The sequence below is a fragment of the Rhodococcus sp. ARC_M6 genome (genome assembly GCF_022810305.1).
In the GTDB taxonomy this organism is placed as follows: domain Bacteria; phylum Actinomycetota; class Actinomycetes; order Mycobacteriales; family Mycobacteriaceae; genus Rhodococcus_F.
Window position 1 is genome coordinate 573,877 of sequence record NZ_JALGQH010000001.1, and the last position, 15,098, is coordinate 588,974.

Genomic DNA, 15,098 nt, shown 5'->3' on the forward strand with positions numbered 1-15,098 from the left:
AGGCGGTAGCGTGTCGCTATGTCCCATGACGATCGCGAAGATGTCAGTTTGGCGGGACGCCGCGAGTGGGCGGCGTTGTCGGTTCTTGTACTCGCGGTGGTGATGCTCGCGGTCGACGGCACAGTCCTGTCGCTCGCTGTACCGGCGCTCAGTGCAGATCTGGCGCCCACGTCGAACCAGCTTCTCTGGATCGGCGATATCTATTCTCTCGCCCTGGCTGGACTGTTGGTCACGATGGGCACGCTCGCCGATCGCGTCGGTCGGAAGCGTCTGCTGCTCATCGGTGCAGCAGGATTCGGCTTGGCCTCTCTGTTGGCGGCATTCGCGCCGACGGCAGGGTGGTTGATCGCCGCACGTTTCCTTCTCGGCGTTGCCGGCGCGACACTGATGCCGTCGACGTTGTCCATCATCCGGAACATGTTCGAGAACGCACGGCAGCGGACCACCGCGATCGCGATCTGGGCGGCGGCAGCATCTGGCGGTGCCGCCATCGGTCCGCTCGTGGGTGGCGCTCTGCTGGAACACTTCTGGTGGGGATCGGTGTTCATCATCAACGTCCCCGTGATCATCATCTTGATCGTGTTCGGGTACATCCTGATTCCCGAATCGCGTGATCCCAACCCGGGAAAATTTGACCTGTTCAGTGCAGCTCTGTCCATGATCGCGATTGTTGCCCTGGTGTATGCCGTCAAGGCAGCAGTCAGTGGCGGGAATCTGTGGGTGCCGATGGGGGCACTCGTCGTGGGGGTCGCTGCGGGCTGGATCTTTATTCGGAGACAGCAGTATTCGTCGTCCCCGCTGATCGACGTATCGCTGTTCCGTCATCCGGCATTCGCGGGTGCTGTCACCGCAACATTTGTCTCCGTGCTGGCTTTCAGTGGATTGCTGTTCTTCTTCTCGCAGTACCTGCAACTCGTGCGAGGGAACGGACCACTGCAAGCGGGTATTCGGGAACTTCCGGTGACACTCGCGTCGGTCGCAGTGGTGGGAATCGCGGGCAGCCTGGTCCTACGTTTCGGGCGAGGCTACGTCATCGGCGGTGGGCTGGCACTTGCCGCGATCGGAATGGGCGGCATCGCGATTGCCAGTGACGCCGCGCAGTACTTTTGGCTGGCACTTGCCCTGGTCTTGGTGGGATTAGGTGTGGGGCTTGCCTTTACATTGACGACGGATGCTGTGATGACGGCAGTTCCACCGGACAAAGCTGGGTCGGCATCAGCGGTATCCGAGACAGCCTACGAGCTCGGTGTTGCACTGGGAATTGCGCTGTTGGGAAGTTTGATCGCGACGCTCTACCGAGCTGGGCTGAACACAGACTCGTTACCGCCGGCACTGGCCGACAAGGTTACGGATTCCCTTGCATCTGCGGTTAACGTGCTGCCGCCGGAATCAGAGTTACTCAACGACGCAAAAGTTGCATTCGTGCACGCCATGCAATGGACATCCGTGACGTCAGCAGTGCTGCTGGCAGTAGCGGCTGTCATTGCATGGCGCGTGATTCCGTCGTCGAAGTAGGCTCCGCCTGTGCGCCTTTTTGGTAGCGTCCACTACCAAAAAGGCGCACAGGGGTCTAGCCCATGTGGACTGCGCCCTCAGCGGGCAAGTCACCCTTCTTGGCGCGGACGAGCACAAACACCACCGGAGTGATGACGGCGAGAAGGATTGCAGCCCAGCCGAATGCGGCGGAGTAGCCCGAAACTTCGGCGCCGAAGAAGTAGTCGGTGAGCGAAGAAATGAAGTCCTGAACCGGCTGCGGGAGAAGCGACAGTTGGTCGGCGCTCGGCAAGGCTGCGTTAGCCATATCGGTGGGAATCATCTCTGCGGGAAGGCCTTCGGGAGGCGCAGGCATCGCGTTGTCTGCGCTGAAGGCGGACTTGGCAGACGCGTAGATCGTCGTGAACAGCGCGGTGCCCAGTGCGCCACCGATCTGCAGGGTGGCGTTGACGAGGGCGCTGGCTGCGCCGGCGTCATGGTCGGGAACGCCGATCAGGGCAAGGTTCTGCATGGGCACCATGAGCAGGCCCAAGCCGAAGCCGAAGATTGCGAGTCCGGGGAAAACATGGGTCCAGTACGAGCTGTGAACCTCGATCTGAGTGAGCATCAACAGGCCGACCGCCGAGACCAATGGTCCGGTGAGCATCAGAGGCTTGGGCCCGATCTTGGTGGACAGCTGCGCCGCAATGGTTGATGCGATGACGATGAAGAAGGCCATCGGGAGAGATCCGACGCCGGCCATGACGGGACTGAAGCCGAGCACGATCTGCAGGTAGAACGTCAGATACAGGGTGCCGCCGAGCAGTGCTGCGCCCACGAGCATGGAGCCGATCAGTGCGGCGCCGCGGTCACGATGCCACGGAACACTCAGTGGCAGAAGCGGGTTCTTGGTGCGGCTCTCGACAAAGACGAAGAGGGCGAGGAAGACGAGGCCCAAGCCGATGAACAGAAGTGTGTCGGTCTGACCCCAACCATGCTCGGCGCGCGTGAATCCGTAGACCAGGGAGCCGAGCCCGAGTGCGATGAGGACTGCGCCGGGCAGATCGTAGCTGGTATCGCCGTGAGCCTTGGTCTCCTTGATGACGGGAACCGCAGCGGCGATGGCGATGAGTGCGATGGGGATGTTCACAAGCAGGCACCAGCGCCAGTCGACGTACTGTGTCAGAACGCCGCCGAGCAGCAGGCCGATGGCAGCGCCACCGCCGGAGATTGCGCCGTAGACGGCAAAAGCCTTGGCGCGCTCTTTCTCTCCGATGAAGGTGGTGGTGAGCATCGAGAGTGCGGCAGGCGCGAGGAGAGCCGCGAACACGCCCTGGCCGGCGCGGGCTATGAAGAGTTCCATGCCGGTCTGAGCGAAACCGCCGATGCCGGAGGCGATGGCGAAGCCGGCCATGCCGACGATGAACGAACGTTTGCGTCCCCAGTAATCGGCGATACGACCACCGAGTAGGAGGAGTGCGCCGAACGCCAAGGCATACGAGGTGACCACCCAGGCGCGATCAAGGTCGCTGATGCCGAGTTCTTCCTGCGCGGCAGGGAGGGCAATGGAAACGATGGTGCCGTCGAGCACCACCATCAGTTGTGCAAACGCGACGATGCAGAGCACCAGCCAACGGCGTTGATGGTTCGGGTTCTCGGAGGTGACCGGGGACGGCGGCTGGGCGCCGCTTCCCACGTCGGAGGTGGTGGTGGTCATAAGTGTAAAAGCTAGTGGAGCCTTCGATGCAGAGTCAAACGAAATAGTTCGTTCGGTTACGATAATCACTATGGCTCCCACTGATGTCACCGCGACGCAGCAGCGAATCCTCGATGCTGCGCAAGAAGAGTTCGGCACCTACGGGCTTGCCGGCGCGCGTATCGACCGCATTGCCAAGAATGGAAGGGCGAGCAAGGAGCGGCTCTACGCGTACTTCGGGGACAAGGTTGCACTATTCCATGCAGTGCTCGACGCGGACTTTGCGGAAGCGATGGAAGAGATCGAATTCCCCGGCGAGGACATGCCGTCCCATGCGGTTGAATTGTTCGACGCCATGGTCCGCAAACCGCAGATACAGCGAATGATGATCTGGGGGCAGTTGCAAGGTGAGGCCCCGCGGATGCGCAAACAGGCCGAGGAGCATCCCAGTTGGGTTCCACGAATGGCCGCGATTCGTAAGGCGCAGGACGACGGTATCATTGCGCCGCACTGGGATCCGCAAGATTTGATCACGATGGTGTTCGGTCTTGTGTTCGCTTGGGTGGTGGCGCCGGGACTCGCCGACAATCAATCGGTCGGCGCAGTGGAAATCGCGCGTCGACGGGACGTAGTGCGCGAGACCGCTATTCGTATCTGTAGGCCGTAGTGTCTGAATTGTCGAATGCTGTTGTATATCAATCGGTCTCGAGTAGAAGTTCTCAAAACCTGTCCGAAATGTCCCTAGGAATCGAAATTCTGTTCGATTAGAATTGGCGCATGGGGAATCGGGAAGCATGGCAGCTGGACGGCGAAGGGCTAAAAACAGAGGTCCTCGACCTCGTTCGCGCCCGCCACGACATGCAATCGCGCACGATCCACCTCGTTGTCGAAATGTTCACCCGTGACACACTCCCCGACACCGGCTTCCGGGCTATCGCACAATGGTTGCACCGATCCACCAACCTCGAGATCGGCGAATGCAGCCAACTGGTCTCACTTGCGCGGTTGTTCATGCTCGAACCTGTAGTCGCACAGTCCTTTCACGACGGTCACATCGACGCCCTCAAAGCCCGTCAGGTGGCGCAGTTCTGCCAGCGTCCACCCAAGAACATGCAGATCGCGGACATCGAGAAGGCTCGGGAAATCCTGCTGGATCTGGCCTCGAAGAAGGTTTCTGACTGCGACGGAAGTCCGAGCAGTCATCCGGCGTATCGAAAAGAAGTACGGCAACCGCGCCGACGGCGTCCCCGTCGGGGAGGATTCCGAGCGTAACGAGTTCTACGCCTCCAAAGGTTTGTACGGCCGCGTCAGTGTCAAGGGCGACCTCGATGCCGTCAACGGTGCCCGGTTGATCGCGCTACTCTCCGGGCTTTCGAAGCCGACTCCCGAAATCGACGGCGTGAAAGATGCTCGCACCCCGGCACTTCGGCGTGTCGACGGATTCTGCGAGATGCTGCGCCGCTTCGAGATGGCCGGCCTCGGGCCCGTCGAAGGTGGCGTCAAACCGCACCTGACGATCACGGCCACCGCGAAAGACCTGACGGACCTGCAGGCATTGAAAGATCTCCTCCCGTCCACGGCCCAGTTGGGTTACGCGATCACCAACTGGGCCGGCCCCATCAGCCTTGATTCCGCCCGGATGCTGGCGTGTGACTGCACGGTCACCCGAATCCTGCTCGACCAGAACGGTGTTCCGCTCAATCACGGAATCGACGAACGAACCGCAACGGTCCCGCAGCGGCGAGCCCTGGCCGTCAGAGATGGCGGATGCGCCTTCCCCGGGTGCGGTACTCCACCCGGATGGTGCGACGCCTATCATATCGTTCACTGGATGGACAGTGGCCCAACAGATTTCGACAACCTCATACTTTTGTGCGGTCACCACCATCGATTGCTTCACCACACCGAATGGAATGTCGAGATCGGCGATGATCGGAAAACGCGGTTCTATCCGCCGATGTCGGTGGATCCGTATCAGGTTCCGATACCGGGGAACAGTCCACCGACAGCCGCTTGAACAACTGAACACGCACAACGTGTGCACCGGGGGTAGAACCATGCCCCGGTGTTTCTACGGCCCGGTGTTTCTATGGCCCGGTGTGCACAGGTATTTACATCGGACTACGTAAAGTCTCTCTGAACCCGCAAGGTTCCAATGGTTGTCGCCAGTCCGTCGTATTGGGTTACGAGCAAAGTGAATTCGATGAGTCGACGGTCATCGAAATGCTGGGACAACGTAGTCCACGTCTTGTCGGTGATGTCCTTGGAAGCAACCAACTCGTCTACCGCCGTCAAGATTGCACGGTGACGAGAAGTCAACTCGGAAGCGTTGGGGCCCTCCAGGATTCGGGCAAGTTCCGGGGCGTCGATTCCCGCCTTGCGGCCGAGCCTGATGTGATGATCCATCTCGTACTGGCACTCGCGTAGATGGGCGACGCGCAGGATGATCAGTTCGGTGTCGTGGCGTGAGATCTTGCCGCCGGGCATCAGTGATCCGGAATAGTGCAGCCAGCCACGGAAAAGGCCGCCCGCGCGACCGAGAGTGCTGAACAGGTGCGCGTCGGGTGCGCCTGAGGCTTTGGAGAGGACCCGCCAGATTCCCCAGTTGATCGGGCCCAGCTCTTTGAATCGGCCAGGCTGGATACGGGGATTCATGGTGCAACTCCTTGATGTCGACGGGCAGTTACGACGCTAACACCGGACAGCGGCTTCGGTGGGAGACTTCACCGAGAGTGCGCGAAATCGGACCGCGGCAATTGCTGCTGCCACTACCGCGAGAATCAGCATGGGCAGTGACGGACCCATCGTGGGTTCGAGGACGACAAGCAATACCGGTAGGCCGAAGCCGAGGTAGGTGCCGACGTAGAAGACGCCCGTCAGTGTTCCCCGGGCGTCGGGAGGCGCCAAGGTTTCGAGGTCCAGGAGTCCGGAACGCAGACACAGACCGTAGGCGGTTCCGAGAATTACTGCGCAGACGATGAACAGGAGCAGCGACGGGTGTGCGCCGCCGGCTGCGACAAGGCAATACCCGATCGCGGCGAGAGCGGCGCCGACGGTTCCGGCTTGCCGGCCCCAATTGCGATGACGCGCAACAGTTTGAACGATAATGCCGGCACCCAGAGTGAGTGCTGCGGCAAACCCGGGAAGTAGGGGACCGGAGTAGCGGTCGCCGAGCCGAGCGGACATCGTCACAAATGACACGGTTGCGCTCGCAAAAACCCAGGGCGCCAAGGGCAATGCCCAGATCAACGCTGATCGCGCCGAGCGTTCACCATCGGTAGGAAGTGGAAGGACTGCGGCGGAAGTATTGGTGCGGCTCCACGTCGCAGCGGCGGCAACCGAGCAGACCGACAGGACTGCCGATACGACAAACGGCGTCGCCAACGGAAAGGAAAAGAACTGTGCCATCAGACCGGAGAACAAGGGACCCAATGCAAATCCGGAGGTGAGAACCACTCCGGCCAAGACGGTTCCGGCTTTACCTCGTAGATCGGCGGCCCACGCGGTACCGGCGCCGATCGCCAATCCGGCGCCGATGCCGACGACCAATCTCCCGACCATCAACCCGGAAGCGTTGTGCCACAGCAGAAGAATGACGGTACCCAGAGATGCAACCAGGGCTCCGGGTAATACGACAGCGGCTCGGCCGACACGGTCCGAGAGTGCTCCGCCCGTCAACAATCCGGGGAGCAGGCCCAGTGCGTAAATACCGAACACGCCGTCGAGTACCGCATGTGAGAGTCCCTCGTGTAGCCGCAGTACGGGAATGAGGGAAGCAAAGTGGTTGGCGGCCCAACCCGTCGCGAGAAGTACGGACAGTACCGAGATGAACCCGCGACGGGATGGATCGCCCATGCCCGAGAGCTTAGGCGGGCACCAGATTACTGACGTCGGCGAGTAGTTCGAAGGTGCGCAGCCAGGCTTCGCGGTTGGTGCCGGTGGATACGGTGATCAGCTCATCGGCCTGGGCGTGCTCGGTGAATTCGTCGAGGTAGGCCCGAACTTCGGATGGCGTTCCGACGGCGCTGTACCGGGCCATCTGCAAAACCTGCTGGCCGGCGGGAGAGTCCAGCAGCATGTCGGCTTCGTCGTCGGTGAAGGTTCGGCCGCGCCCGAGGAGCAGGCTGACGCGGGTGCGCTTCGAGGCGAGGAAATCCTGTTGGGCTTGCTCGGTGGTGTCGGCGGCGATGACATTGACGCCGGCGATCACGTACGGCTCGGCCAACTGCGCCGACGGCTTGAACTCGCGGCGGTAGATGGATACCGCGTCGCGAAGCGCGTTGGGTGCGAAGTGCGAAGCGAAGGCGTAGGGGAGGCCCAGCATTGCCGCCAACTTGGCGCCGAACAGGGACGAACCCAGGATGTACAGGGGGACGTGGGTGCCCTTGCCCGGGATGGCGTTGATGCCGGGGATTCGTGATGTGTCGCCCAGATAGCCCTGAAGTTCGAGGACGTCCTGCGGGAAGCTGTCCGAGGAACTCGGGTCGCGGCGCAGTGCTTGCATCGTCTTCTGGTCACTGCCGGGTGCGCGGCCCAGTCCGAGGTCGATGCGTCCGGGATGCAGGGTTTCGAGGGTGCCGAACTGTTCGGCGATGGTGAGCGGTGCGTGGTTGGGGAGCATGATGCCGCCCGCGCCGAGGCGGATCTTGGACGTGTGAGCAGCAACGTGGCTGATCAGCACACTCGTGGCCGACGACGCGATGGAGCCCATGTTGTGGTGCTCGGCGTACCAAATGCGCTTGTAACCCCACTCCTCGGCTCGCTGGGCCAACGTCACGCTGGCGTCGAAGCTGTCTTTGGCGGTCTCGTTCGCGCCGATGTGCGCGAGATCGAGGATGGAGAGGGGGACTGACATGGAGATGGTGCCTTTCTGAAGCGGGCAAAAGCAGTTGTTGTGAAGTGCAACCACGGGTGGTGCATTCCTATTTCCTCCCGGCTTCACACTGGGTCACCCCGCTCGGTAGAAGCGCTTCTTTTTACCGAGATGTCGCAGGTTCAGCCCTCTGCTATGCACCGCGTCACAGTGCGGGGGATCTGTGTCTGGCACTTACCGCCCAACCTGATGATGCGCACTGTTCCTGGCCGAAGGTTCGGTGCTTGCACGTCACTGATTCTCGGAATTAGTTTCTGACCGCGCTCGCCAGGCCCGCCATTGCCAGGGCCTGGTGAGCGCGTTCGACTACGAGCACTTTCGATTCGTCGATATGCGCACGCAGTTTGTTGCAGGCCACGGTCAGCTGGTTGTCGAGAATCAACTCGGCAATCAGTATGTGTTCCTCGACAGAGGTTTCCAACCGGCCCGGTGTCAGGTGGTCGAACATCCGCACGGGCCGAATCTTTGTGTTGACGCTCACCAAAGCGTCGACCAGAGCCGGATTTCCGGCCGACGCGAGCACTGCGATGTGAAATCCCTCGTCGAGAGTGACGAAGTCGGAGTGTGGCTCGAAGGTGCGCGCCCGCAACGCGTACCACCGGTCGAGTTCGCGTCCGAGAATCTCCGGATCATGGCGCAGTGTGTCGTCTTCGAGTATTCGCCGAACGCCCTGTAGCTCGAGCAGTATTCGCAGTTCGTACAGTCCGCCGAGTTCGTCGACGCGTGGCCGGTACGGATACAAACCGTGATCTCCGCGCTGCACCAGCCCGTCGGACTGCAATCGTGCGAGGGCTTCTCGCACCGGAGTTCTCGATACTCCGTACGCATGAGCCAGACGCTCTTCTCCGAGTCGTTGGCTGGGCGCAATCTTCCCGGACAGCAGATCGGTCCGGATCGACACGTACACCTGGTCTCGTAGGGATTCCCCGGACGGATCACCGATTCCGGTGGCGGACATGTCAGATGGCCATTGCTCGTCGGACGGCGTCGGTGGACTCGGTGCCGCCGGTTCCGGTGGAGGTGACGTGTCCGGCAGCGAGGACGCTGTAGTGCTGCGCAGACTGGAGCGCAAATCCGATGTGTTGTTCGACGAGGAGAACACCGAGATCGCCCCGACGCGTCAGATCCATGATGGTGCGTTCGATCTCGGCGACGACGTTGGGCTGGATGCCTTCGGTGGGTTCGTCGAGGATGAGGATCTTCGGTTCGGTGATAAGGGCGCGGGCGATGGCCAGTTGTTGGCGTTGTCCGCCGGAGAGTAGCCCGGCGCGGCGCTCGAGCAATGTGGTCAGCGCGGGAAACATGTCCAATGCTTCTGCGATGAGTGCCTTTCCGCGTTTGCGGCCATCGGCTACCACTTGAAGATTCTCAGCGGTGGTCAGCTGCCCGAACGATTGTTGTCCCTGCGGGACGTAGGCAAGGCCGCGGGCCACGCGGGCGCTGGGGCGCATTGCGGTGATGTCCTCGCCGCCCAGGAGGATGGTTCCGCTGGTCGGCTTGATCAGCCCGACAACAGATCGCAGGAGCGTCGTCTTACCAGCTCCGTTGTGGCCCATGACCGCGGCTACTCCGTCACGTGGGACGGTCAGTGAGATCCCGTGAATGACTTCGGTTCGACCGTATCCGGCCCGGATGTCCCTGATTTCCAGCATGATTCACTCCTGACCTGCCGGCACAGCTGCTGCCGTGCCGAGGTAGACCGCTTGGACATTGGGATCTGCTTGTACCTGAGCGACAGTTCCTTCGGCGAGGACTTTGCCGGCGGCGAGAACGGTGACCGAGGTGGCAAATGCTCGCATGAAATCCATATCGTGTTCGACCACGACGACGGTGCGCGCGCCGCCGATACGACGCAGCAGGTTCCCGGTTTCCTCCCGTTCTTCGAGGCTCATTCCGGCGACAGGCTCGTCGAGCAGCAGAACCGAACAGTTTTGTACCAGAAGCATTCCGATCTCGAGCCACTGCTTCTGTCCGTGAGCCAAGATGCCGGCCGGCGTGTCGCGTAGCGCTTCGAGGCCGATTGTCTCGAGGGCTTCTTCGATTTCGGGGAGTACGGACTTGCGGGTGCGCAACAGTTCCCAGGCTGAGCGGCCGGCGCCGGCAGCGATGTCGAGGTTTTGCAGGACGGTGAGTTCTTCGAACACGCTGGCAGTCTGGAACGTGCGTCCGACACCGAGGCGGGCGATCTTGTGAACCTTCTTGCCCAGCAACTGTTCACCGGATTTGGTGATCGAACCGGTGGCGGGTACCAGCCCGGTGATGGCGTCGACGAGTGTGGTCTTGCCGGCGCCGTTGGGACCGATCAGGAATCGGAGGTCGCCCTGCATCAGAGTCAGGTCGACGCCGTCGACGGCTTTGAATCCGTCGAAGCTGACCGAGAGGTTGCGTACCTCGAGGTATTCGGAGGACATTCCAGCGTTGCCGCCGAGTGCGGGGGCGGGTTGGCTGGTGGCGGTTGTGTTGGTCATACGGACACCTCCACGGCTTCCGGTTCGGTGACCTTCGTGATTGTCGGGGGAACAGACTTGTTTCGCTTCTTGCGGTGGCGTAGTAGGGCAAAGAGTCCGGCGACTCCGGCGGGGAAGAAGCCGACCACGATGATGAACATGAGGCCTTGGGCGTAGATCCAGCCGGACGGAAGCTTCTCGGAGAAGGCCGACTGCGCCCAGGCGACACCGATGGCTCCGAGTACGGGTCCGAGTAGGGTTGCGCGGCCACCGATTGCGACGCCGATGAGGAAGGCGATGGACGGAACGATCCCGACGTCGGCGGGGGAGATGATGCCCACGATCGGAACGAACAGCGCCCCGGCGATGCCGGCGAGGAATGCGGCCGTCACGTAGGCGACCAGCTTGATGTTGGCGGGATCGTATCCGAGGAATCGCACCCGCTCTTCCTGATCTCGCACGGCGACAAGCAGTTCGCCGTACCGGGAGTTCATCAGCTGCCGGATCAGTGCGACCGAAGCGAGAAGGATTCCGGCAGCGATGAAGAACAGCATCTGCTTGTTTGCCGGGTCGTTGAGGTTGAATCCGAAGAACGTGCGGAAGCGGTTCAGTCCGTTACTGCCGCCGATGGATTGCTGACCGATCAGCAAGATTGCGAAGGCCGCGGCCAGCGCTTGGGAGAGGATGGCGAAGTAGGCGCCCTTGACGCGCCGCTTGAAGACGCCGAGTCCGAGAAGAAAAGCCACGGCAGCGGGCAGGAACAGTACCGCGAAGATCGCGACGAACGGAGAGGCGAAAGGTTGCCAGTAGCCGGGTAGTTCGGTCTTGCCGGCGATTGTCATGAAGTCGGGGACCGCGTCGCCTTTGAGCTCGGCGTCGGCGATCTTGAGATGCATTGCCATCACGTAGGCGCCGATTCCGAAGAAGACACCCTGCCCGAGGGTGAGCATTCCCCCTCGGCCCCAGGCTAATCCGATTCCGACGGCAACGATAGCGAAGCACAGGAACTTCGCCAGCAACGACAGCCGGAAGTCGGAGAGCACTGCCGGGGCGATCGCGAACAAGATGACCGCGGCAACTGCGAATCCGCCCCAGACCCGGATACGTGAATTGCTGAGGATACTCATACGAGACTCCTTGTCTTGACTGCAAACAGTCCCTGCGGACGCAGTTGGAGGAACACGACGATGATGACGAAGACGATCACCTTCGCGATCGATGCGGTAGTCGAGTATTCGATGAACGAGTTCAGGATGCCCAGGGCGAAGGCGGCAATGACCGCGCCCTTCATCTGCCCGAGCCCGCCGACGACAACTACCAAGAATGCGTCGATCAGATAGGACTGCCCGATAGTCGGACTGGTCGAGCCGATCAGCGTCAATGCCACACCCGCCACGCCGGCCAAGCCGGACCCGATGAAGAAGGTGGTGATATCGGTACGGCGGGAGGAGATTCCGCTTGTTTCCGCGAGGTCGCGGTTCTGTACCACGGCACGGATCCGGCGGCCCATGGATGACTGCTTGAGTGCCAGCGACACCGCGATCACGGCGGCGATGGAGAGCACAAGAATGATCTATTGAGCTCCAACGCTTTTCGCGACTACCTGTCGCATCACGTTGCGCCCGACCGTGCGCTGGTCGTGGATATGTCGGACCTCGCATTCATGGGAATGTGTGGCTTGTCTTCACTCTCGGTTCTGTCCGCGCTGACACGCGATGCCGGCGGAAGTCTGGCGTTGATCTGCGGTCGACCGGTTCAGCGTCTGCTCAAAGCTGCTGGTCAAGAATCCATGTTCGATTGCTACACAACGTTGGACAGTGCGGTCGGAATGTGGAATGCCAAGCGCTTCCTGGCCTGAATTGCTGCCAACACATCACAGTCGCTCACCAGCCAAGCCGTCTACCGGGCAGCTTGGCTCGGGTGAGCGACTTTGTGTGCTCGGGTACGCGGCGGCGCAGTGACGCACCGACCGTAGGTTCGCACAACTTCACCGGCAACGTGATCCCACGAATACGATTCGCACGCACGGGATCTGCCCTCCCGCGAGAATGACGCGCCTTCCTCGGCATTGTCGAAAAGATGTCGCACGACTCGCGCTGTCTGAATGGGGTTGTCGATCGGAACACGGTGTCCGGTCAGGCCGTCGACAACGGTGTCACGCAATCCGCCGACAGGCGTTGCGACGACGGGAATCCCACACGCCATGGCTTCCAGCGCAACGATACCGAATGGTTCGTACCGAGGAGTGCAGAGCACGGCGTCCGCGGAACGCATCAGCTTGGGCAGCGCATGGTGAGGGACGCGTCCGAGAAGTTTGACTCGATCCTCGACACCCAACCGTTCCGCGAGTTTCATCAATCCGATGGCGACGTCATCGGCGCGCAGGCCCGATGACGGAGGGCCCCCGGCCAACACCAGTTCGGCGTCGGGTAGCGACGCGAGCGCGGCAATGGCCACGTCGAACCCCTTTTGCTCGACAAGCCTTCCGACACAAAGTAATCGATGTTCGGCTGTTTTCTTTGCCCGGGGTCCTTCGGGAGTGAATTGATCGATGTCCACGCCGGACGGCACGATGGTGGTGCGCGAGCGCGGCGATCCGAGCCGAACAAGATCGAACACTTCGTCCGAGCTGGTAGCGATCACATGCGTCGCACCTCGGGCGACAAGTTGCTCCAGATGTGAGCGTTCCGAGGGGCTTTCGTCGGCTGCTCCGAGGTGACGGCGCTCGGTGACGCCCAGTGAATGAAAAGTCTGCAGAACCGGGATACCCAGGATTCGAGTGGCCAGTTCCGTTGCAATGCCTGACATCCAGTAATGAGCGTGGACGACATCGGGTCGGTCGAGCATCCACATATTGCGGAGCTCGCCGCCGAACGTGCCGAGATGACGCAGCAGTTCCTTGTCGGTGAGTACGCGCTGCGGACCGGCCTCCGCGTAGACGACGGTGTAGCCACTGTCGGTCTGAACACGGCTCGGACCGGAGCTCTGCTTCCGGGTGTACACCGTAACGTCATGGCCGGCTCGGGCCAGCGCCGCGGAAAGTTCGTCGACGTGGAGATTTTGGCGTCCGGCCACAGAGTTTCCGACTGGTGCTAGCGGATCGGCATTCACGGACACCATGGATATCTTCAGCATTCGTCCGGGTGCGATTGCGGGCGAATATGTCATCTGGACACCTCTCCGTTGACTGTGTGATCTGGGGATACCCGAAGCCCGTGATCTGAACCGGTGTTTCGCGCGGCGGCGGTCTGGGCACATTGCAATCACGTGAGGTTGAGGAGTGAGAATCGATGACCGAACAGGTACTTGTCGACGCGACCGTGGGACTAGGGTTTGAGCGCTACGTGCAAAGTGTGGCGGAGCGCGTCGGCGCTGGAATTGAGCAGTGGTGTTGTCGAGGCAATCACCCGATGGAGGCGTACATCGCCCTCGATCGGAAATTGCCGAGGTTCCCGGGGCGGGAAGTTGCCCTCTTGTGGGAGGAAACGTGTGGTTGGGCGCTGGCGGTGGAAACGAGGTCCGGTGAGGATCTGATCGTTCTGGGGTATCTCGGTGAAGAAGCCGTAGCGTCTCCGGAGGTTGTTGCGAAATTCGGTGTGAGCGTAGACAGCTCGGGACCCCGGCGGCTGCGGTGGGCGACGGATCGGCCGCTGGCGGATTCCGACCGGACTGCACGGATGCTCCGCGAATACGGACTCGCTGCCACGTAGTTCGAGGCCACGTAGTTCGAGCTACACACTGGTGGACGCATCCATCAGCCGAAAGACGATATGCCCGCCCAGCGCTCCGCCGACACTGACTGCGGTCAGTCCGATCAGGGAGAGCAGGCGGGCAGAGCGCAGTCCACCGGTTTCGCAGGCACGTAATCGGTACGACGCGATGAAGGACATGATCCCGACACCGTTCGCCGCGGCGTGAACCAACCCCACTCGCCGCGCGGTGTCACTGCGCTCGGACCAGTCGAGCCAACCCGTCAGGAGGACCGGGGGAGTGGTGATCAAGCCGAGGGCAATCAACCGTCGTGCCGTTTCCGGTTCTCGCACAAAGAAATCGAAGATGACCGACGCGGTCCACGCTCCAGCGGGAACGGTCACCAGCGCTGGATGCAATGGGTGACCGACAAGGCTGCCGCGAAGTGCGTCGGCAATCTTCCGGGTGGTGGGCGTGCGGTCGACGGCGCCGAGGATCCGCCGCTGGATTCCTATAGACGGACCGTCCAGTTGGCGTGCGGATTCGGCTCTGCGGTAAAGGTTTCCGATATCCATGTAATTCGGCTACCCAGAGAAGGCGCTAGGAAACCTCTTGTCGCCTGCGAGGCCCCGGCGTACGGTCGAAGCCACTAGGGCCCCGACAGTAACGGGGACCTGACCGGAGGAGCCATCATGAAGCTCAATCTCTTTGCGGCGTGGGCGTCGTACTTCCTGGTTCTTGTCACCGTTGTGTGTCTGGGCGGATTTCTTGTCGCCGCCGGATCGGGCAACGGAGGCTGGGCGCTGATCGCCGGACTGACCGGCGTTGCCTGTGTCGTCGCTGCTGTTGCGCTGTACGGCGGAACAGTGCGGCACGATCACAAGGTGCACCGCGAGTCGCCGCATCTGTTCTGAGTCGC

The 15,098-nt window shown here is 61.5% G+C and carries 15 protein-coding genes and 2 pseudogenes; 6 read left to right on the top strand and 11 right to left on the bottom strand.

Going from position 1 to position 15,098, the window contains the following annotated elements:
- The first annotated feature begins 18 nt into the window (after positions 1–18).
- The gene (locus MTX36_RS02585; RefSeq protein ID WP_243618176.1) at positions 19–1,515 is read left to right on the top strand and encodes an MFS transporter; all 1,497 of its coding nucleotides are present in this window, start codon (positions 19–21) and stop codon (positions 1,513–1,515) included.
- A 55-nt stretch (positions 1,516–1,570) separates the two neighbouring features.
- Here MTX36_RS02585 and MTX36_RS02590 read toward each other — a convergent pair whose 3' ends face one another.
- Complete coding sequence (locus MTX36_RS02590) at positions 1,571–3,190, bottom strand: MFS transporter (RefSeq protein WP_243618177.1); 1,620 nt, start codon at positions 3,188–3,190, stop codon at positions 1,571–1,573.
- Between the two features lie 70 nt (positions 3,191–3,260).
- Here MTX36_RS02590 and MTX36_RS02595 point away from each other — a divergent pair, with 70 nt between their 5' ends.
- Complete coding sequence (locus tag MTX36_RS02595) at positions 3,261–3,836, top strand: TetR family transcriptional regulator (RefSeq protein WP_243618178.1); 576 nt, start codon at positions 3,261–3,263, stop codon at positions 3,834–3,836.
- A 110-nt stretch (positions 3,837–3,946) separates the two neighbouring features.
- Positions 3,947–5,186: pseudogene (locus MTX36_RS02605) on the top strand (DUF222 domain-containing protein).
- 104 nt (positions 5,187–5,290) lie between these two features.
- On the opposite strand, the gene MTX36_RS02610 reads toward MTX36_RS02605, so the two are convergent.
- From MTX36_RS02610 to MTX36_RS02645, 8 genes and pseudogenes are all read right to left on the bottom strand, one after another.
- Positions 5,291–5,824 (bottom strand): carboxymuconolactone decarboxylase family protein, encoded by a 534-nt coding sequence (locus MTX36_RS02610; RefSeq protein WP_243618180.1) that lies wholly within the window; start codon positions 5,822–5,824, stop codon positions 5,291–5,293.
- 36 nt (positions 5,825–5,860) lie between these two features.
- Positions 5,861–7,024: an MFS transporter gene (locus MTX36_RS02615; protein WP_243618181.1), complete on the bottom strand. Its 1,164-nt coding sequence runs from the start codon at positions 7,022–7,024 to the stop codon at positions 5,861–5,863.
- A gap of 10 nt (positions 7,025–7,034) precedes the next feature.
- Positions 7,035–8,024 carry an LLM class flavin-dependent oxidoreductase gene (locus MTX36_RS02620; RefSeq protein WP_169632564.1) on the bottom strand — a complete coding sequence of 330 codons (990 nt, stop codon included), beginning with the start codon at positions 8,022–8,024 and terminating at the stop codon, positions 7,035–7,037.
- A gap of 265 nt (positions 8,025–8,289) precedes the next feature.
- Positions 8,290–9,000 (bottom strand): GntR family transcriptional regulator, encoded by a 711-nt coding sequence (locus MTX36_RS02625; RefSeq protein ID WP_243618182.1) that lies wholly within the window; start codon positions 8,998–9,000, stop codon positions 8,290–8,292.
- A gap of 1 nt (position 9,001) precedes the next feature.
- Positions 9,002–9,694, bottom strand: coding sequence for an urea ABC transporter ATP-binding subunit UrtE (urtE, locus tag MTX36_RS02630; RefSeq protein WP_094271662.1), 693 nt, complete (start codon positions 9,692–9,694; stop codon positions 9,002–9,004).
- Positions 9,695–9,697: 3 nt separating this feature from the next.
- Positions 9,698–10,510, bottom strand: coding sequence for an urea ABC transporter ATP-binding protein UrtD (urtD, locus tag MTX36_RS02635; protein ID WP_243618183.1), 813 nt, complete (start codon positions 10,508–10,510; stop codon positions 9,698–9,700).
- The gene (gene urtC / locus MTX36_RS02640) at positions 10,507–11,616 is read right to left on the bottom strand and encodes an urea ABC transporter permease subunit UrtC (protein WP_243618184.1); all 1,110 of its coding nucleotides are present in this window, start codon (positions 11,614–11,616) and stop codon (positions 10,507–10,509) included. Before urtC ends, urtD begins: the two co-directional genes overlap by 4 nt.
- Positions 11,613–12,059: pseudogene (locus MTX36_RS02645) on the bottom strand (urea ABC transporter permease subunit UrtB); the annotation flags it as partial. The pseudogene MTX36_RS02645 and the gene urtC, both read right to left, overlap by 4 nt.
- A 6-nt stretch (positions 12,060–12,065) precedes the next feature.
- Between MTX36_RS02645 and MTX36_RS02650 the strand changes: the two are divergent.
- Positions 12,066–12,347, top strand: a complete 282-nt coding sequence (locus tag MTX36_RS02650; protein WP_243618185.1) for an STAS domain-containing protein — start codon at positions 12,066–12,068, stop codon at positions 12,345–12,347.
- A 41-nt stretch (positions 12,348–12,388) separates the two neighbouring features.
- On the opposite strand, the gene MTX36_RS02655 is transcribed toward MTX36_RS02650, so the two are convergent.
- Positions 12,389–13,657 carry a glycosyltransferase gene (locus MTX36_RS02655; RefSeq protein WP_243618186.1) on the bottom strand — a complete coding sequence of 423 codons (1,269 nt, stop codon included), beginning with the start codon at positions 13,655–13,657 and terminating at the stop codon, positions 12,389–12,391.
- A 122-nt stretch (positions 13,658–13,779) separates the two neighbouring features.
- Here MTX36_RS02655 and MTX36_RS02660 point away from each other — a divergent pair, with 122 nt between their 5' ends.
- Positions 13,780–14,199, top strand: coding sequence for a DUF6292 family protein (locus MTX36_RS02660; RefSeq protein WP_243618187.1), 420 nt, complete (start codon positions 13,780–13,782; stop codon positions 14,197–14,199).
- Between the two features lie 21 nt (positions 14,200–14,220).
- Here the strand turns inward: MTX36_RS02660 and MTX36_RS02665 are convergent, their stop codons facing one another.
- Positions 14,221–14,754, bottom strand: a complete 534-nt coding sequence (locus MTX36_RS02665) for a DUF2231 domain-containing protein (protein WP_243618188.1) — start codon at positions 14,752–14,754, stop codon at positions 14,221–14,223.
- A 117-nt stretch (positions 14,755–14,871) separates the two neighbouring features.
- On the opposite strand from MTX36_RS02665, the gene MTX36_RS02670 reads away from it, so the two are divergent.
- Entirely contained in the window at positions 14,872–15,093 is a 222-nt protein-coding gene (locus tag MTX36_RS02670; RefSeq protein WP_243618189.1) for a hypothetical protein, read from the top strand.
- Positions 15,094–15,098 lie beyond the last annotated feature (5 nt).

Excerpts from the sequence above, each read along its gene's own strand:
- MTX36_RS02585 (WP_243618176.1), top strand. The coding sequence starts at position 19 with ATGTCCCATGACGATCGCGAAGATGTCAGTTTGGCGGGACGCCGCGAG.
- MTX36_RS02590 (WP_243618177.1), bottom strand. The coding sequence starts at position 3,190 with ATGACCACCACCACCTCCGACGTGGGAAGCGGCGCCCAGCCGCCGTCC.
- MTX36_RS02595 (WP_243618178.1), top strand. The coding sequence starts at position 3,261 with ATGGCTCCCACTGATGTCACCGCGACGCAGCAGCGAATCCTCGATGCT.
- MTX36_RS02610 (WP_243618180.1), bottom strand. The coding sequence starts at position 5,824 with ATGAATCCCCGTATCCAGCCTGGCCGATTCAAAGAGCTGGGCCCGATC.
- MTX36_RS02615 (WP_243618181.1), bottom strand. The coding sequence starts at position 7,024 with ATGGGCGATCCATCCCGTCGCGGGTTCATCTCGGTACTGTCCGTACTT.
- MTX36_RS02620 (WP_169632564.1), bottom strand. The coding sequence starts at position 8,024 with ATGTCAGTCCCCCTCTCCATCCTCGATCTCGCGCACATCGGCGCGAAC.
- MTX36_RS02625 (WP_243618182.1), bottom strand. The coding sequence starts at position 9,000 with ATGTCCGCCACCGGAATCGGTGATCCGTCCGGGGAATCCCTACGAGAC.
- urtE (WP_094271662.1), bottom strand. The coding sequence starts at position 9,694 with ATGCTGGAAATCAGGGACATCCGGGCCGGATACGGTCGAACCGAAGTC.
- urtD (WP_243618183.1), bottom strand. The coding sequence starts at position 10,510 with ATGACCAACACAACCGCCACCAGCCAACCCGCCCCCGCACTCGGCGGC.
- urtC (WP_243618184.1), bottom strand. The coding sequence starts at position 11,616 with ATGAGTATCCTCAGCAATTCACGTATCCGGGTCTGGGGCGGATTCGCA.
- MTX36_RS02655 (WP_243618186.1), bottom strand. The coding sequence starts at position 13,657 with ATGACATATTCGCCCGCAATCGCACCCGGACGAATGCTGAAGATATCC.
- MTX36_RS02660 (WP_243618187.1), top strand. The coding sequence starts at position 13,780 with ATGACCGAACAGGTACTTGTCGACGCGACCGTGGGACTAGGGTTTGAG.
- MTX36_RS02665 (WP_243618188.1), bottom strand. The coding sequence starts at position 14,754 with ATGGATATCGGAAACCTTTACCGCAGAGCCGAATCCGCACGCCAACTG.
- MTX36_RS02670 (WP_243618189.1), top strand. The coding sequence starts at position 14,872 with ATGAAGCTCAATCTCTTTGCGGCGTGGGCGTCGTACTTCCTGGTTCTT.